Below are 16,660 nucleotides of genomic sequence, written 5' to 3'. Positions count from 1 at the left end.
ATTTTTTACTCTCCGTTAGCCGCTGGGGTAAACATCACAAGCCTGCGAAACGCTTGCAGCACGGCGCTTGCGTCCGCTACACTCGCTTATTCACCGACCACTGGGTTGGCAATTAAATCCGCGGATTTAATTGCAATTGAATAACGGGGTTAATAGAGGAGCAGGATGAAGTCGGCATTGCGTTGGATCAGCGCGGCATTGGTCGCCACAGGGGTCTCGGCTGCCTGGAGCGGCCATGCGTTCGCGGACGTGAAAATCGGCGTCACCGTGTCGGCAACAGGACCGGCCGCATCGCTCGGCATTCCGGAAAAGAACACGATCGCGCTACTGCCGGAAGAAGTGGCGGGCCAGAAGATCGACTACATCGTCCTCGACGACGCAACCGATTCCACCCAGGCGGTCAAGAACGCCCGCAAGCTCACTAGCGAAGATCACGTCGATGCACTGATCGGCTCGACCGTCGTGCCGAACTCGCTCGCCATGATCGACGTCGCTGCCGAAACCTCGACGCCGATGATCTCTCTGGCCGCGGCCGCGGGCATCGTCGAGCCGATGGACGCGAAGCGTGGATGGGTCTTCAAAACGCCGCAAAACGACATTCTGATGGCCACGGCGATTGCGCAGCACATGGCCAATCACGGCGTGAAGACGGTCGCGTTCATCGGCTTTTCCGACGCGTACGGCGAGAGCTGGTTCAAGGAATTCAGCAAAGCCGCTGACCTCGCGAAGATCAAGATCGTCGCGAACGAGCGCTTCGCGCGCAACGATGCATCGGTCACGGGCCAGGTGCTGAAGATGATGTCGCAGAACCCGGACGCGGTGCTGATCGCCGGTGCGGGCACGCCGGCCGCGCTGCCGCAGAAAACGCTGAAGGAGCGCGGCTACAAGGGCAAGTACTATCAGACGCACGGCGTCGCGAACAACGACTTTCTGCGCGTGTGCGGCAAGGATTGCGAGGGCACGTGGCTGCCCGCTGGCCCACTGCTGGTCGCCGAGCAACTGCCCGAGGCGAATCCGGTGAAGAAAAGCGCGCTCGCGTACAAGCATGCGTATGAAACGGCATATGGCGCGGGGTCGGTGTCGACGTTCGGCGGTCACGCTTGGGACGCGGGTCTGCTGCTGCAGCATGCGATCCCGCTCGCGTTGAAGAAGGGGCCGCCAGGCACGCCGGCATTCCGCGAGGCGCTGCGTGCCGCGCTCGAAGGCACGAAAGATCTGCCCGCGTCGCACGGCATCTTCAACATGAGCGGGAACGACCATGCCGGCCTCGATCAGCGGGCGCGCGTGATGGTGCAGATCGTCGACGGCAAGTGGAAGCTCGCCGGCGACTGAGCGAAGGCTCTGCGCCACGGGACCTCATCGAAAAAGACGCGTGCAGTTGACGCGTCTTTTTTATTGCCCGGGCCAGGTGTCCGCATCGCGCAAAAGTGTGGCTTCGCTGCTTCAGGACAAACCCGCATTTGGCGCACGCTCTCTTGACCGTCGATAATGCAGAACGCAAACTACTAACATATTAGTGGTTTATGAAATGCCTGGTTGGAATAAAGCCGCGGCACAGAAACGCGGCGTATGACGCGAATGCGTACTCGCGCGACGCGAGAGGAGCGGTACCCGACGCAGCGGGGGAAGGTATGCGCGCCGAGCAGGGAAAACCATGCTTGGCACACCTGAACCCGCTCACTAGATTCAAACACCCGGCCCAGCAAGCCGGTTTACAGATAGGCGCATTTCAAAGCGTTTGGAGACTCGCAATGAAAAAGACAAGGCATTGGGTACGCACCGGCATCGCGATGGCGCTGATGTGCGGCGCGGGGGCTGCATTCGCGCAGGTGAAGATCGGCGTCACGTTGTCGACGACGGGGCCGGCCGCGTCGCTCGGGATTCCTGAAAAGAACACGATCGCGTTGCTGCCGAAGGAGATCGGCGGCAAGAGCGTGCAGTACATCATCCTCGACGACGGGTCGGACACCAGCAAGGCCGTGCAGAACACGCGCAAGCTGATCGACGAAGACCACGTCGACGCGATCATCGGCTCGACCGTCACGCCGAATTCGCTCGCAATGCTCGATCCGGCCGCTGAGGGCAAGACGCCGGTGATCTCGCTCGCGGCATCGGCCGCGATCATTCAGCCGATGGATGCGAAGCGCGCATGGGCATTCAAACCGCCTCAGAACGACAGCCTGATGGCCGAAGCGATCGCCGATTACATGCAGCATCACGGCGTGAAGACGGTCGGCTTCATCGGATTCTCGGACGCATACGGCGACAGCTGGAACACGACGTTCGACGCCGCCGCGAAAGCGCACAACCTGAAGATCGTGTCGAACGAGCGCTTCAACCGCACCGATGCATCGGTGACGGGCCAGGTGCTGAAGACGATGGGCGCGAATCCCGACGCGGTGCTGATCGCGGGCTCGGGCACGCCGTCGGCGCTGCCGGCCAAGACGCTGAAGGAGCGTGGCTACAAGGGCAAGATCTATCAGACTCACGGGGTCGCGAACAACGACTTCCTGCGTGTGTGCGGCAAGGATTGCGACGGCGAACTGCTGCCGGCCGGTCCGATTCTCGTCGTCGATCAATTGCCGGATTCGAACCCGGTGAAGAAGTCGGCGGAAGCCTATAAGAACGCCTATGAGAAGGCTTATGGCGCGGGTTCGGTCGCGACCTTCGGCGGCCACGCATGGGATGCCGGCCAGATGTTGCAGGCTGCGATTCCGGTCGCGCTGAAAACCGCCCAGCCGGGCACGCCGGAGTTCCGCGTGGCGCTGCGCAACGCGCTCGAAAACATCAAGGAGCTGCCAGTGTCGCACGGCATCATGAACACCACCGCGAACGACCACAACGGCCTCGACCAGCGCGCACGCGTGATCGTGCAGATCGTCGACGGCAAGTGGAAGTTGCAGAACAACTAAGACTATTTACAAAAACAAGTAGCGGTACGCGCCTCTCGCGCAATCTGCGGTGCATGACGCCGCATTGCCATTGTGTTCGACGACAATGGCATCGACCGCCGCGCCGCGTCCCGGCGCGGCGGTTGTCTTTTCTGACATGCAGATCGATGGCCGGCTTCGCACCGCGCCGTCGCGACTGTTTCCCGGTTTTTCGATTTCGACGCTTCAGGACGAGGAAGTATGGATCTATCAATTGCGGCGATCCTCGCGCAGGACGGCATCACGACCGGCGCGATCTACGCGCTGCTCGCGCTTGCGCTGGTGCTGGTGTTCTCCGTCACGCGGGTGATCTTCATCCCGCAAGGGGAGTTCGTTTCGTACGGTGCGTTGACGCTCGCCGCACTGCAAACGCAGAAGTTTCCGGCCACCTGCTGGCTGTTGATGGCGATGGGCGCGGCATGCTTCGTCGTCGAGACGGCGGCCGTGTTGCGGCATGCTGAGCGGCGTCGTCATGCGGCGCGCACGCTGCCCGTGCTGGCGGGGAAGTACCTGCTGTTTCCGATCGCGGTCTACGCGCTCACGCGCGGCATCTTCCTGCAGCCGTTGCCGATGATCGTGCAGATCGCGCTGACGCTGCTGATCGTGATTCCGATGGGTCCGTTCGTGTATCGCCTTGCCTACGAGCCGATCGCGGAGGCGACCACGCTGCTGCTGTTGATCGTCGCGGTGGCCGTGCATTTCGTGATGGTCGGTCTCGGCCTCGTGATGTTCGGCGCCGAAGGCTCGCGCACCAACGCGTTTTCCGATGCGACGTTCAGCATCGGCACGTTGTCGATCTCCGGACAGAGCCTGTGGGTGATCGGCACCGCGGCCGTGCTGATCGGCGCGCTGTATTTGTACTTCGATCGCTCGATTTCGGGCAAGGCGTTGCGCGCGACGTCGGTGAACCGGCTCGGCGCGCGGCTCGTCGGCATCGGCACCACGCAGGCGGGACGCCTCGCATTCACGCTTGCGGCGGGGCTCGGCGCACTGTGCGGCATCCTCGTCGCGCCGCTCACGACGATCTACTACGACTCGGGCTTCCTGATCGGTTTGAAGGGCTTCGTGGGCGCGATCATCGGCGGTCTGGTCAGCTATCCGCTGGCGGCGGCCGGCTCGATTCTCGTTGGTCTGCTGGAGTCGTATTCGTCGTTCTGGGCTAGTGCTTATAAGGAAGTGATCGTGTTCACGTTAATCATCCCGGTGCTGCTGTGGCGCAGTCTTGCGAGCCCGCACGCCGAAGAGGAAGCGGAGTGACACGATGAAACGAATCATGCAAAAGAAGTTCTTCTGGTTGTTCCTCGTGGTGCTGTTCGCTTTGCCGGTTCTGCCGCATCCGATCCATGTACCCGAGTACTGGGTCACGCTGCTGAACTACATCGGTCTCTATTCGATCGTCGCGATCGGCCTCGTGCTGTTGACCGGCATCGGCGGGATGACGAGCTTCGGGCAGGCCGCGTTCGTTGGTATCGGCGCGTATGCAACCGCGTATCTGACGACGAACTTCGGCGTGTCGCCGTGGCTCGCACTGATCGCGGGCGTGATCGTCACTGCCCTGGTTGCGCTGATGCTCGGTCTCGTGACGATGCGCCTATCCGGCCACTTTCTGCCGCTCGGCACGATTGCGTGGGGGCTCGCGCTGTTCTACCTGTTCGGCAATCTCGACATGCTCGGCAAGTACGACGGCATCAACGGCATCCCGGTGTTGAATGTTTTCGGGATCAATCTTGAGTCCGGCCGCCATATCTATTACCTGATCTGGGTGGTCGTGCTCGGTGCGGTCGTCTCTGTTCAGAATCTGCTTAATAGCCGGCCGGGTCGCGCAATCCGCGCGTTGCGCGGCGGCGGTCTGATGGCCGAGGCAATGGGCGTCAACACCGGCTGGATGCGCGTCGTGATTTTCGTCTATGCGGCGGTGCTTGCGTCGGTCTCGGGTTTTCTGTACGCGCACTTGCAGCGCGCCGTGAATCCGACGCCGTTTGGACTGAATCACGGCATCGAGTTCCTGTTCATGGCGGTGGTGGGCGGCGTCTCGCACGTCTGGGGCGCGGTGCTCGGCGCGGCGATCCTGACCGTGCTGCAGGACTATTTGCAGACGCTGCTGCCAAAACTGCTCGGCGAGAACGGCAACTTCGAAGTGATCGTGTTCGGCATCATCATGGTGCTGCTTCTGCAGTACGCGCGGCAGGGCGTCTGGCCGTTCGTCGCGCGCTTTTTCCCGCGTGGCCCGCGGGCGCATCTCGTCGATCACGCGGATCCTTTGCCGCAGCGCAACAAGCCACAGACCGGCGAAGACCTGCTGACGGTGAACAAGGCGCGCAAGCAGTTCGGCGGTCTGGTCGCGGTGAACGACGTCAGCTTCGAGGTCAAAGCAGGGCAGATCATCGGGCTGATCGGACCGAACGGCGCGGGCAAGTCGACGACCTTCAATCTCGTGACCGGTGTGCTGCAGGCGACAAGCGGCGAGATCACGTTCCGCGGCGAGCGCATCGATGCGCTGAGTTCGCGTGAAATCGTCAAGCGCGGCATCGGCCGGACGTTCCAGCACGTGAAGCTGCTGTCGGGTATGTCCGTGCTCGAAAACGTCGCGATCGGTGCGCATCTACGTGGCCATGCGGGCGTGTGGCGCAGTGTCGTGCGGCTGAACAGCTCCGAAGAGCAGCGGTTGATGGCCGAAGCCGCTCGGCAGATTCGCCGCGTCGGCCTCGAACAGCACATGTATGACGAAGCGGGCAGCCTGGCGCTTGGTCAACAGCGGATTCTCGAAATTGCGCGCGCCCTGTGCTGCGACCCGACTCTGCTATTGCTCGATGAACCGGCCGCTGGTCTCCGGTATCAGGAAAAGCTTCAGCTCGCCGAACTGCTGCGCAGACTGAAGACAGAAGGGATGAGCGTGCTGCTCGTCGAGCACGACATGGATTTCGTGATGAATTTGACGGACCGGCTCGTGGTGATGGAGTTCGGCACGCGGATCGCTGAGGGCCTGCCGCAGGAAGTCCAGCAGGATCCGGCGGTGCTCGAAGCGTATCTGGGTGGGGTGGAATGATGGACGACATGACAACGACCGGCGTGGCGGCAACGGGACCGATTCTCGAAGTGAGCCAACTGTCCGTGCGCTACGGCAAGGTTGAAGCGCTGCACAATGCGGCGATCAAGGTGCGGGCGGGGCAGATCGTCTCCGTGATCGGCCCGAACGGCGCGGGAAAGTCGACGCTGCTGAATGCGATCATGGGCGCGTTGCCGACGTCCGGGCATGCGAAAGGCGCGGTTTCCTATCAGGGCGACGACGTCAGCGCGACGCCGGTCGAAAAACGCGTTGCGCTTGGTATGTGCCTGGTGCCGGAAAAGCGCGAGCTTTTCGCTTCGATGACCGTCGAGGACAATCTGCTGCTTGGCGCCTACCGGCGCAAGCGAGCAGGGGAGCGCAACTTTCTCGATCAGCTGGAACCGGTGTTCGAACTGTTTCCGCGGCTGAAGGAGCGGCGCAAGCAGGCGGCCGGCACGCTTTCCGGCGGCGAGCGGCAGATGCTCGCGGTCGGCCGCGCCCTGATGGGCAAGCCCGATCTGCTAATGCTGGACGAGCCGAGCCTCGGTCTCGCGCCGCTGATCGTGAAGGAAATCTTTCACATCATCAGCGCCTTGCGGCAGACGGGCGTCGCGACGCTGCTGATCGAGCAGAATGCGCGCGCTGCATTGCAGATCTCGGACTACGGCTACGTGCTGGAAACCGGCGAGTTGGCACTGGAAGGACCGGCAACCGACCTCGCGCAAAATCCCCGGGTGATCGAAACCTATCTCGGTCTTGCCAAAAAGGTCGCATAAGCCCGCGCTTATTTCGCTGATCGCTGTCTCTGGAAGCGGTGTGTTTCACGTGAAACACACCGCTTTTTTATTGTTTCACCACTCGGACGAAATTCGGGCCGAAACTGAACCCGTTATAATTCGCCCATACATTTCTTTTGAAGGCTCACGCGACGATCTGGCGTGAGATCCCGCGATGCTTTTTCCCACAGAATTTGACGTAATCGTCGTCGGCGGCGGTCATGCCGGCACCGAAGCTGCTTTAGCGTCGGCGCGCATGGGCAACAAAACGCTGCTTTTGACCCATAACATCGAGACCCTTGGTCAGATGAGCTGCAATCCGTCGATTGGCGGCATTGGCAAGGGCCATCTGGTCAAGGAGGTCGACGCGCTGGGTGGCGCCATGGCGGCCGCTACCGACGAAAGCGGCATCCAGTTTCGGATCCTGAATTCGTCGAAAGGACCGGCGGTCCGCGCGACGCGCGCTCAGGCTGACCGCGTGCTGTACAAAGCGGCGATCCGCCATCGTCTAGAGAATCAGCCGAACCTCTGGCTATTTCAGCAGGCCGTCGACGATCTGATGGTCGAGGGCGACCGCGTGGTCGGCGCCATCACGCAAGTGGGTATTCGTTTCCGGTCGCGCGCGGTGGTGCTAACCGCGGGCACGTTCCTCGACGGCAAGATTCACGTGGGGTTGAACAACTACACCGCCGGACGCGCGGGCGACCCGGCTGCGGTTTCGCTGTCGGCGCGGTTGAAAGAGCTGAAGCTACCGCAGGGCCGGCTTAAGACCGGTACGCCACCGCGAATCGACGGTCGCACGATCGACTATTCGCAGCTCGAAGAGCAGCCCGGCGATCTGGACCCGGTGCCGGTGTTTTCGTTCCTCGGGCGTGTCGAGCAGCACCCGCGCCAGGTGCCGTGCTGGGTCACGCATACGAATCAACGGACACACGACATCATTCGCGGCGGTCTCGATCGTTCGCCAATGTACACGGGCGTCATCGAGGGGGTGGGGCCACGCTATTGCCCGTCGATCGAGGACAAGATTCACCGGTTTGCGTCGAAGGAATCGCATCAGATCTACCTCGAGCCGGAAGGTCTGACGACCAACGAGTTCTATCCGAACGGGATCTCGACGAGCCTGCCCTTCGACGTGCAGCTCGAGCTGGTGCGTTCCATGCGTGGGCTCGAGCATGCGCATATCCTGCGCCCCGGCTACGCGATCGAGTACGACTTTTTCGATCCGCGTGGCCTGAAGGCATCCCTAGAAACGAAGGTAATCAGTGGCCTGTTCTTCGCCGGACAGATCAACGGTACGACCGGCTACGAAGAGGCAGCTGCACAGGGCACTCTGGCCGGCATCAACGCCGGTCTGTTTGTGCAAAGCAAGGAAGCATGGTGTCCGCGTCGCGACCAGGCTTATCTCGGCGTGCTCGTGGACGATCTAGTCACGCGCGGGGTGTCCGAGCCGTACCGGATGTTCACGAGCCGCGCGGAGTACCGTCTGAGCTTGCGCGAAGACAACGCCGATACGCGGCTGACGGAGATCGGGCGCGAACTCGGCGTGGTCGATGATGCCCGCTGGGACGCCTTCAGTCGCAAGCGTGACGCTGTTTCACGTGAAACACAGCGCTTGCGTTCGACCTGGGTCAATCCTAAGACCTTATCGGCAGAAGAGGCGACCGCCTTGCTTGGCAAGCCAATCGACCACGAATACAGTCTCGCGGACCTGCTGCGTCGTCCGGGCGTCTGCTACGACGGCGTCTGCGGGCTGCGTGACGGCACTTGTGGCGCGCCCGAAGCACTTGCGGAAGACCCCGTGCTGCTCGCGCAAATCAAGGAACAGATCGAAATCGGCATCAAATATCAGGGCTACATCGACCGACAGGCCGGTGAGATCGAACGCAACGAGGCGCAAGAGAACACGCGTCTGCCTGAAGGGCTGGACTACACCGAGGTCCGTGGGCTGTCGTTCGAAGCTCGCCAGAAGTTGATGCAGTTCCGGCCGGAAACGATCGGACAGGCGTCGCGTATTTCCGGTATCACGCCTGCCGCCATCTCGCTGCTGATGGTCCATCTGAAGCGTGGCCTCGGGCGTCGTCCGTCGAAGTCCGCCGAGCCCGGCGCCGACAGCACGCCGGTGGTTCAATGACGGCAGCGCAGAGGGGAATCGACCAGCAGGCCTTGGCGTCATTGCTGGCGGAGGGTGTCCGTGAACTTGGTCTCGAACTCAGCGACGCGCAGCAGCGCAAGCTGCTCGATTACGTCGCGCTGCTCGCGAAGTGGAACAACGTCTACAACCTGACAGCGATCCGCGATCCGAGGCAGATGCTAATCCAGCACATTCTCGATTCGCTATCGATCGTGCCGCACCTGGCGCCGCGCGGGCCGTCGTCGGTGCTCGACGTCGGTTCGGGCGGGGGGCTGCCGGGCATCGTGCTCGCGATCGTGCTGCCCGATTGGACCATCACGACGAACGACATCGTCCATAAGAAGACTGCCTTTCAGTCGCAGGCGAAGGCGGAACTGGGCCTCGCGAACCTGTCGATTCTGACCGGTCGGGTGGAGACGCTGCGGCCTGGCGCCGAAGTACCGGCAAAGTTCGACGTAATTGTCTCGCGCGCGTTCGCAGAACTCTCGGATTTCGTTACACTGGCCCGTCATCTGGTTGCGGAGCAGGGCGCAATTTGGGCGATGAAGGGTATGTGGCCGGATACCGAAATCGCGCGTCTGCCGGCGGGCGCTCACGTGGAACAGATCATCCGGCTGAACGTGCCGTCGCTCGATGCCGAGCGGCATCTGATCGAGGTGCGAGTGGACCCCGAAAGCTGACGGCCACTTCGGCCTGTCAGCACCCTCAACGATTTTCACTTCATCCAAGCAGCAAAAGGGACACACCAACGATGGCAAAAATCTTCTGCGTTGCGAACCAGAAGGGCGGCGTCGGCAAGACGACCACCACAGTCAATCTGGCCGCGAGCCTGGCAGCGCAGGGACAGCGAGTCCTTCTCATCGATCTGGACCCGCAAGGCAACGCCACGATGGGCAGCGGTATCGACAAGGCCGAATGTACGAACACGGTCTACGAGGTGCTCGTGGACAACGTGTCGGTGGCCGATGCGCGCGTACGGCCCGAGGCGGTCGGATACGACGTGCTTCCCGCGAACCGTGAGCTCGCGGGCGCCGAGGTCGAACTCGTCAGCATGCAGAATCGCGAGCGTCAACTGAAGGCGGCGCTCGCCGGGGTCGAGGGCGAGTACGATTTCGTGCTGATCGATTGCCCGCCGGCTTTGTCACTGCTGACGCTCAACGGACTATGCGCCGCGCACGGCGTCGTCATTCCGATGCAGTGCGAATACTTCGCGCTCGAAGGTCTGTCCGACCTCGTCAACACGATCAAGCAGGTCCATGCGAATCTGAATCGCGACCTCAAGGTGATCGGTCTGCTGCGCGTCATGTTCGATCCGCGCATTACGTTGCAACAGCAAGTCTCGGATCAATTGAAAGAGCACTTCGGCGACAAGGTCTTCGACGCGGTGATTCCACGCAACGTGCGATTGGCCGAGGCGCCCAGCTATGGGCTGCCCGGTGTGGTGTTCGACAGGGCGTCGCGAGGCGCGCAGGCGTACGTGCAGTTCGGCGTCGAAATGATTGAGCGGGTGCGCGCGCTGAATGACGCGCCCCAGGCATCCTAAGCGGATCGAGGAAGCACGATGAATGCAGTAGCAAGAAAGAAGGGACTGGGCCGCGGTCTGGAGGCATTGCTCGGCGGCACCGCCGATATCACCGAGGCAGCGGTGATCGACGGCGCGCCGAACGTATTGCCGCTCGGCAAGATGCAGGCGGGCAAATACCAGCCGCGCACGCGCATGGACGAAGGCGCGCTGCAGGAGCTTGCGGCGAGCATCCGCGCGCAAGGGCTGATGCAGCCGATTCTCGTGCGTCCGATCGCGGCGGACCGCTATGAGATCATCGCGGGGGAGCGGCGTTTTCGCGCGGCGCGGCTTGCGGGCCTCGACGAGGTGCCGGTGCTTGTGAAGGACGTGCCCGACCAGGCCGCCGCGGCGATGGCGCTGATCGAAAACATCCAGCGCGAGGATCTGAATCCCCTCGAAGAGGCCCAGGGGATCCAGCGCCTGCTCGACGAATTCAATTTCACGCATGAGCAGGCGGCAGAGTCGGTGGGCCGCTCGCGCAGCGCGGTGTCGAACCTGCTGCGTCTGCTGAACCTTGCGACACCGGTACAGACGATGTTGCTCGCCGGCGATCTCGACATGGGCCACGCTCGCGCGCTGCTCGCCGTCGATGCCGCGACGCAGATCACGCTGGCCAACCAGGTCGTCAACAAGCGCCTGTCTGTGCGCGAGACGGAAAAGCTGGTTGCGATGACCACGAAGGTGACGCCGGCGGCCAAGGCCCGCGCGAATCCGGACGGCGGCCGTGACACGCGACGCCTGGAAGAGGAACTGTCGGATCTGCTGTCCGCTACGGTGAAAATCAAGCTCGGCCGACGCGGTCGCGGCCAGGTGCTGGTGGACTTCGGCGATCTCGACGCGCTGGAAGGCATTCTGGTTCGTTTGCGCGGGAACGCGAACGTCTGAGCACAGATTGGCGCTCAGCAGGCAAGAGTGGTGAACGGCTGGCGGCCTGTGCATGAGCACTGCCGCGAGTTGGTCTACCTCGGTGCGAGCGACTATTGCGGATTCCAAAACAACCGATGCACGAATAATCAGGAATCCTAGCTTCAGACGCTCCCCATTCACGCGATAATCATCCTGACGAGCCGCTATCAAAAGCGACCCGATCATCATCGAAATTTGCGGTGAGGCTGATTCAGTTCATTAGAAGAGCCATCCCGTTCAGCCCTTAAAAAAGAGGCATTTGTTGCATTTTCGAGACGTCTGCCGCTGCGTCGGAACGCACTGCCAACGAGCTTTGATCCACGCGACCACCCGCACGGGTTTTGCCGCCCCCCGCCCGCCTTACATTTGACGTGTTTCGCGTCGTTAGCGTACGTTTTACCGCATCGTGAAGGGAAGTTTCACGCGGTTATAGGCTGGCCTAAAGTCTTGAATTGCCTGCAACTATCGCTTACAATCGCCCGGATTTAATTGCACGGCAACCCCGTAAGCGCTGCGTAAACTCGCGGGCTGAACGAGACTTTCGGAACATTGCGATGGCGGTCAAAACGTCGAATCTGTCGCCGGAGAATGGTGACGACAGACACCGCGCTGAACGCTCCGCACCCGAGATGTCCTCCAGTCGGCAGTTCGATCCGGCCGAAGCGTGGGATGACGCGCAGGAAGATAACAATATCGTTCCGCTCACGCGGGCCGAGGCGGAAAAGCTGTTTGGTCCCGGCGTGGGTCGTCCATCGCGCGTAACGCCGTTCAGGGTCGTCGCAGCGCAAATGGTTTTGTCCCTGGTCGCAACGCTGTTGTGGTGGCTGTTCTACAAGCCGCCGGGCGCTGCTGCGCTGTCCGCGTTCCTCGGGGGGGCGATCTGCTGGGTGCCGGGCGCGTTGTTCGCGGCACGACTGAAAAAGCAGGGCGGCGCCGAGACCGTGATGAGCTGGATGATCGGCGAAGCACTCAAGATGGGGACAACGATTGCGATGTTTGTTGCAATCGCCTTCTGGTATCACGACGTACGCTGGATTCCGCTGCTCGTGACCTACCTCATCGCGCTGAAGACTTACTGGATCGCCTTGGCGTGGCGCTAAGGTAGCAGCACAAAAAACAGCAGCAAAAAGAATTTAAGGCCGGCGCGCAGCGCCGGCACGGGTGTGCGGGTGAGACAGGGCCCGCACCCGGCGCGTTCCCGCGACACAGTGTTCCGGCGGGAGCGGCCTCGAACGATTTTCGACAATTTGGGTGGCTTTAACGATATGGCAGCTAGCGAAGGCACGCGCGCAATGGATCCGTCCGAGTACATCGCGCACCACTTGCAGAACTTTTCCACCGCACACCAGACGTCGATTTTCGACATCCATGTGTGGAATCTCGACACCCTTTTCTGGTCGATCGTGTGCGGCCTCGTCACGATCTTCGTGCTGCATCTGGCAGCCCGCAAGGCAACGGCCGGCGTGCCGGGTCGCTTCCAATGCGCGATCGAAATGCTTGTCGAAATGGTCGAGGATCAATCGAAGGCCATGATCCACGGCTCGCGCACCTTCATCGCGCCGCTCGCGCTGACCGTGTTCGTCTGGGTCGCGCTAATGAACTCACTCGACTTCATTCCCGTCGACCTGCCGGGCCGTGTGATCGGCTGGCTGGGTCTGTCCGAAGCCATCCCGCACCACCGCATCGTGCCGACCGCCGACCTGAACGGCACGATCGGTATCGCGCTCGGCGTGTTCGTGCTGATGATTTACTACAACTTCAAGATCAAGGGCGTTGGCGGCTTCGTGCATGAACTGCTGTCCGCTCCGTTCGGCGCGCATCCGCTGCTGTGGATCCCGAACCTCGCACTGAACATCATCGAGTTCGTCGCGAAGACGGTCTCGCTCGGCATGCGGTTGTTCGGCAACATGTACGCGGGCGAACTGTTGTTCCTGCTGATTGCCCTGCTCGGCAGCCTCTGGAGCTTCGGCGCGGACACGACGGTGCTTGGCTTCATCGGCCACGTGGTCGCCGGCACAGTGTGGTCAATCTTCCACATCCTGATCGTTCTGCTGCAGGCGTTCATTTTCATGATGCTGACGCTGGTGTACATCGGCCAGGCACACGACACGCACTAACCTGCGCCGTCGGTAAAAGAATCGTAGTTTTTCAAATCCCAGTTCCAACCAGTTCTAAAAGACTTTTCACAAAGGAGTGATCATGCAAGCTTTCATCGCCAACATCCAGGGTCTGACCGCCATCGGTATCGGCATCATCATCGGCCTGGGTGCTATCGGCGCCTGTATCGGTATCGGTCTGATGGGCGGCAAGTACATCGAAGCATGCGCCCGTCAACCGGAACTGATGAACCCGCTGCAAACCAAGATGTTCCTGCTGGCTGGTCTGATCGATGCGGCGTTCCTGATTGGCGTTGGTGTGGCAATGCTGTTTGCGTTCGCGAACCCGCTGCTCTCGAAGCTGGCAGGCTGAGGTTCCTCGGAGGTTTGCGCCTGAGCTATAACAGGTAAAGGCGCAGGGCGGAACGGGTACTGGGGCGCTGATCGAGCAGAATCGATGAGCGCCTTGCCGTTTCACTTTCCGAACTAGCAACGTTTAAGGAAACACCGTGAATCTCAACGCAACCCTGTTTGCGCAAATGGTCGTGTTCCTGATCCTCGCGTGGTTCACGATGAAATTCGTGTGGCCGCCGCTGATCAACGCCATCGACGAGCGCGCGAGGAAGATCGCCGACGGTCTGTCCGCCGCGGAAAAGGGCAAGCAGGAACTCGAAGCCGCTCACAAGCGCGTCGACCAGGAACTGGCTCAGGCTCGCAACGACGGCCAGCAACGCATTGCCGACGCTGAAAAGCGCGCTGTCGCAGTCGCCGACGAAATCAAGGCTCAGGCGCAGGCGGAAGCCGCCCGCATCATCGCGCAGGCGAAGGCCGACGCGGATCAGCAAGTCGTGAAGGCGCGCGAAGCGCTGCGTGGCGAAGTTGCTGCACTCGCTGTGAAGGGCGCTGAACAGATCCTGCAGCGCGAAGTCGACCAGGCGGCTCATGCTGACCTGCTGAATCAACTGAAAGCCGAGCTCTGATCATGGCCGAACTTGCAACCATCGCCCGTCCGTACGCGGAAGCGCTGTTTGGCGTGGCCGAAGCTGGTGACATCGCCGCCTGGTCCACGCTCGTGCAGGAGCTGGCACAGGTTGCGCGTCTGCCCGAAGTGCTGTCGATCGCCTCGAGCCCGAAAGTGAGCCGTGCCCAGGTAAGCGATCTGCTGCTGGCCGCGGTCAAGTCGCCGCTCAAGGACAACGCGCAAGCGAAGAATCTGGTGCAGATGCTGGTGGACAACCATCGCCTGCAGCTGCTGCCGGAAATCGCCTCGCAGTTCGAAGAGTTGAAGAACGCCCGCGAAGGGGCAGCAGATGTGCTGATCGTCAGCGCATTCCCGCTCGAAGGTGCGCAGTTGAACGAACTCGTCGCAAGCCTCGAACGCAAGTTCAAGCGCAAGCTGAAGCCGACGGTCGAAGTCGATCACTCGCTGATCGGCGGCGTACGCGTGACGGTCGGCGACGAAGTGCTCGATACCTCGGTCCGCGCGCGGCTCGCCAGCATGCAAACGGCCCTGACGGCCTGAAGCGCTTCGCGTTTTAGCGGCTGGCACGCAACAGAATTGACTATCAGGAGCGAATAATGCAACTCAATCCCTCTGAGATCAGCGAGCTGATCAAGAGCCGGATCCAGGGCCTTGACGCGAGCGCAGACGTTCGCAACCAGGGCACCGTGATCTCCGTGACCGACGGTATCGTGCGTATCCACGGCCTGTCGGAAGTGATGCAGGGCGAAATGCTCGAATTTCCGGGCAACACCTTCGGTCTCGCGCTGAACCTCGAGCGCGACTCGGTCGGCGCCGTGATTCTGGGTGAATACGAACACATTTCGGAAGGCGACATCGTCAAGACGACGGGCCGCATTCTGGAAGTGCCGGTGGGTCCGGAACTGCTCGGCCGCGTGGTCGACACACTCGGCAACCCGATCGACGGCAAAGGCCCGATCAACGCGAAGAAGACCGATGCAATCGAAAAGATTGCTCCGGGCGTGATCTGGCGTAAGTCGGTTTCGGAACCGGTCCAGACCGGTCTGAAGTCGATCGACGCGATGGTGCCGATCGGCCGTGGCCAGCGTGAGCTGATCATCGGCGACCGCCAGTGCGGCAAGACCGCAGTCGCAGTCGACGCGATCATCAACCAGAAGGGCAAGAACCTCTTCTGTATCTACGTCGCGATCGGCCAGAAGGCTTCGTCGATCATGAACGTGGTGCGCAAGCTGGAAGAAACCGGCGCGCTGGAATACACGATCGTCGTGTCCGCTTCGGCTTCGGAATCGGCTGCGATGCAGTACCTCGCACCGTACGCCGGCTGCACGATGGGCGAATACTTCCGCGACCGCGGTCAGGACGCGCTGATCGTTTACGACGACTTGACCAAGCAGGCTTGGGCATACCGTCAGATCTCGCTGCTGCTGCGCCGCCCGCCGGGCCGTGAAGCTTATCCGGGTGACGTGTTCTATCTGCACTCGCGTCTGCTCGAGCGTGCTGCTCGCGTGTCGGAAGAGTACGTCGAGAAGTTCACCAACGGCGAAGTGAAGGGCAAGAGCGGTTCGCTGACGGCACTGCCGGTCATCGAAACGCAGGCAGGCGACGTGACCGCATTCGTTCCGACGAACGTGATCTCGATTACCGACGGCCAGATCTTTCTTGAAACCGACCTTTTCAACGCAGGTATCCGCCCGGCGATTAACGCTGGCGTGTCGGTGTCGCGTGTGGGTGGCGCGGCTCAGACGAAGGTCGTGAAGAAGCTGTCGGGCGGTATCCGTACCGACCTGGCGCAGTACCGTGAACTCGCTGCGTTCGCGCAGTTCGCATCGGACCTCGACGAAGCGACCCGCAAGCAGCTCGAGCGCGGCCGCCGCGTGACGGAACTGCTGAAGCAGCCGCAGTATCAGCCGCTGCAAGTGTGGGAACTGGCTGTGTCGCTGTTCGCGGCGAACAACGGCTATCTCGACGACCTCGAAGTTGCTCAAGTCCTGCCGTTCGAAAAGGGCTTGCGCGACCACCTGAAGTCGAGCCATGCTGACCTCGTCAAGCGTATCGAAGACACCAAGGAACTCTCGAAGGACGACGAAGGCCTGCTGCACACGGCCGTCAAAGACTTCAAGAAGTCCGGCGCTTATTGATCCGCGAGTGATCCGCAAGGCATAAACGGACCTTGAAGCGGCGCGGGCCGCATGCGAATGCTCCCGCGCTACTTCGGCCGCATTGCAT

15 protein-coding genes are annotated in these 16,660 nt (G+C 61.6%); all 15 read left to right on the top strand.

Features of this window, described 5'->3' with window-relative positions; translation table 11 throughout:
• Positions 1-165: 165 nt before the first annotated feature.
• The 15 genes from OKW27_RS28895 (at position 166) to atpA (ending at position 16,572) form a co-directional block, all read left to right on the top strand.
• Positions 166-1,332, top strand: coding sequence for an ABC transporter substrate-binding protein (locus tag OKW27_RS28895; protein WP_429335513.1), 1,167 nt, complete (start codon positions 166-168; stop codon positions 1,330-1,332).
• 419 nt (positions 1,333-1,751) lie between these two features.
• Entirely contained in the window at positions 1,752-2,912 is a 1,161-nt protein-coding gene (locus OKW27_RS28890; RefSeq protein WP_429335512.1) for an ABC transporter substrate-binding protein, read from the top strand.
• A gap of 219 nt (positions 2,913-3,131) precedes the next feature.
• Positions 3,132-4,187 carry a branched-chain amino acid ABC transporter permease gene (locus OKW27_RS28885; protein WP_429335511.1) on the top strand — a complete coding sequence of 352 codons (1,056 nt, stop codon included), beginning with the start codon at positions 3,132-3,134 and terminating at the stop codon, positions 4,185-4,187.
• Positions 4,188-4,191: 4 nt separating this feature from the next.
• On the top strand, positions 4,192-5,976 hold the full coding sequence (locus OKW27_RS28880; RefSeq protein ID WP_429335510.1) for an ABC transporter permease subunit: 1,785 nt from the start codon (positions 4,192-4,194) through the stop codon (positions 5,974-5,976).
• The gene (locus tag OKW27_RS28875; RefSeq protein WP_090802382.1) at positions 5,976-6,752 is read left to right on the top strand and encodes an ABC transporter ATP-binding protein; all 777 of its coding nucleotides are present in this window, start codon (positions 5,976-5,978) and stop codon (positions 6,750-6,752) included. Before OKW27_RS28880 ends, OKW27_RS28875 begins: the two co-directional genes overlap by 1 nt.
• 175 nt (positions 6,753-6,927) lie before the next feature.
• The gene (mnmG, locus tag OKW27_RS28870) at positions 6,928-8,886 is read left to right on the top strand and encodes a tRNA uridine-5-carboxymethylaminomethyl(34) synthesis enzyme MnmG (protein WP_429335509.1); all 1,959 of its coding nucleotides are present in this window, start codon (positions 6,928-6,930) and stop codon (positions 8,884-8,886) included.
• Positions 8,883-9,566, top strand: coding sequence for a 16S rRNA (guanine(527)-N(7))-methyltransferase RsmG (gene rsmG, locus OKW27_RS28865; protein WP_429335508.1), 684 nt, complete (start codon positions 8,883-8,885; stop codon positions 9,564-9,566). The genes mnmG and rsmG overlap by 4 nt, the downstream gene beginning before the upstream one ends.
• A gap of 71 nt (positions 9,567-9,637) precedes the next feature.
• Positions 9,638-10,429, top strand: coding sequence for a ParA family protein (locus tag OKW27_RS28860; RefSeq protein WP_090802387.1), 792 nt, complete (start codon positions 9,638-9,640; stop codon positions 10,427-10,429).
• Between the two features lie 18 nt (positions 10,430-10,447).
• Complete coding sequence (locus tag OKW27_RS28855; RefSeq protein ID WP_090802389.1) at positions 10,448-11,335, top strand: ParB/RepB/Spo0J family partition protein; 888 nt, start codon at positions 10,448-10,450, stop codon at positions 11,333-11,335.
• A gap of 575 nt (positions 11,336-11,910) precedes the next feature.
• Positions 11,911-12,456, top strand: a complete 546-nt coding sequence (locus tag OKW27_RS28850; RefSeq protein WP_090802391.1) for an ATP synthase subunit I — start codon at positions 11,911-11,913, stop codon at positions 12,454-12,456.
• A gap of 165 nt (positions 12,457-12,621) precedes the next feature.
• Positions 12,622-13,473: a F0F1 ATP synthase subunit A gene (gene atpB / locus OKW27_RS28845; protein ID WP_090802392.1), complete on the top strand. Its 852-nt coding sequence runs from the start codon at positions 12,622-12,624 to the stop codon at positions 13,471-13,473.
• Positions 13,474-13,555: 82 nt separating this feature from the next.
• Complete coding sequence (gene atpE, locus OKW27_RS28840; protein ID WP_007180033.1) at positions 13,556-13,825, top strand: F0F1 ATP synthase subunit C; 270 nt, start codon at positions 13,556-13,558, stop codon at positions 13,823-13,825.
• Positions 13,826-13,961: 136 nt separating this feature from the next.
• A complete protein-coding gene (locus OKW27_RS28835) occupies positions 13,962-14,432 on the top strand; it encodes a F0F1 ATP synthase subunit B (RefSeq protein WP_090802394.1) in 471 nt (156 codons plus the stop codon).
• A gap of 2 nt (positions 14,433-14,434) precedes the next feature.
• Positions 14,435-14,974 (top strand): F0F1 ATP synthase subunit delta, encoded by a 540-nt coding sequence (locus OKW27_RS28830; RefSeq protein WP_090802396.1) that lies wholly within the window; start codon positions 14,435-14,437, stop codon positions 14,972-14,974.
• A 56-nt stretch (positions 14,975-15,030) separates the two neighbouring features.
• Positions 15,031-16,572, top strand: a complete 1,542-nt coding sequence (gene atpA / locus OKW27_RS28825) for a F0F1 ATP synthase subunit alpha (RefSeq protein WP_090802398.1) — start codon at positions 15,031-15,033, stop codon at positions 16,570-16,572.
• The last annotated feature ends 88 nt before the right edge of the window (positions 16,573-16,660 follow it).

Source organism: Paraburkholderia sp. 35.1 (assembly GCF_050436525.1).
GTDB lineage: Bacteria > Pseudomonadota > Gammaproteobacteria > Burkholderiales > Burkholderiaceae > Paraburkholderia > Paraburkholderia tuberum.
This window is presented reverse-complemented; position numbering and strand designations above follow the sequence as displayed.

Coding starts and splice junctions, on each gene's coding strand:
- OKW27_RS28895 (WP_429335513.1), top strand. CDS start 166: ATGAAGTCGGCATTGCGTTGGATCAGCGCGGCATTGGTCGCCACAGGG.
- OKW27_RS28890 (WP_429335512.1), top strand. CDS start 1,752: ATGAAAAAGACAAGGCATTGGGTACGCACCGGCATCGCGATGGCGCTG.
- OKW27_RS28885 (WP_429335511.1), top strand. CDS start 3,132: ATGGATCTATCAATTGCGGCGATCCTCGCGCAGGACGGCATCACGACC.
- OKW27_RS28880 (WP_429335510.1), top strand. CDS start 4,192: ATGAAACGAATCATGCAAAAGAAGTTCTTCTGGTTGTTCCTCGTGGTG.
- OKW27_RS28875 (WP_090802382.1), top strand. CDS start 5,976: ATGGACGACATGACAACGACCGGCGTGGCGGCAACGGGACCGATTCTC.
- mnmG (WP_429335509.1), top strand. CDS start 6,928: ATGCTTTTTCCCACAGAATTTGACGTAATCGTCGTCGGCGGCGGTCAT.
- rsmG (WP_429335508.1), top strand. CDS start 8,883: ATGACGGCAGCGCAGAGGGGAATCGACCAGCAGGCCTTGGCGTCATTG.
- OKW27_RS28860 (WP_090802387.1), top strand. CDS start 9,638: ATGGCAAAAATCTTCTGCGTTGCGAACCAGAAGGGCGGCGTCGGCAAG.
- OKW27_RS28855 (WP_090802389.1), top strand. CDS start 10,448: ATGAATGCAGTAGCAAGAAAGAAGGGACTGGGCCGCGGTCTGGAGGCA.
- OKW27_RS28850 (WP_090802391.1), top strand. CDS start 11,911: ATGGCGGTCAAAACGTCGAATCTGTCGCCGGAGAATGGTGACGACAGA.
- atpB (WP_090802392.1), top strand. CDS start 12,622: ATGGCAGCTAGCGAAGGCACGCGCGCAATGGATCCGTCCGAGTACATC.
- atpE (WP_007180033.1), top strand. CDS start 13,556: ATGCAAGCTTTCATCGCCAACATCCAGGGTCTGACCGCCATCGGTATC.
- OKW27_RS28830 (WP_090802396.1), top strand. CDS start 14,435: ATGGCCGAACTTGCAACCATCGCCCGTCCGTACGCGGAAGCGCTGTTT.
- atpA (WP_090802398.1), top strand. CDS start 15,031: ATGCAACTCAATCCCTCTGAGATCAGCGAGCTGATCAAGAGCCGGATC.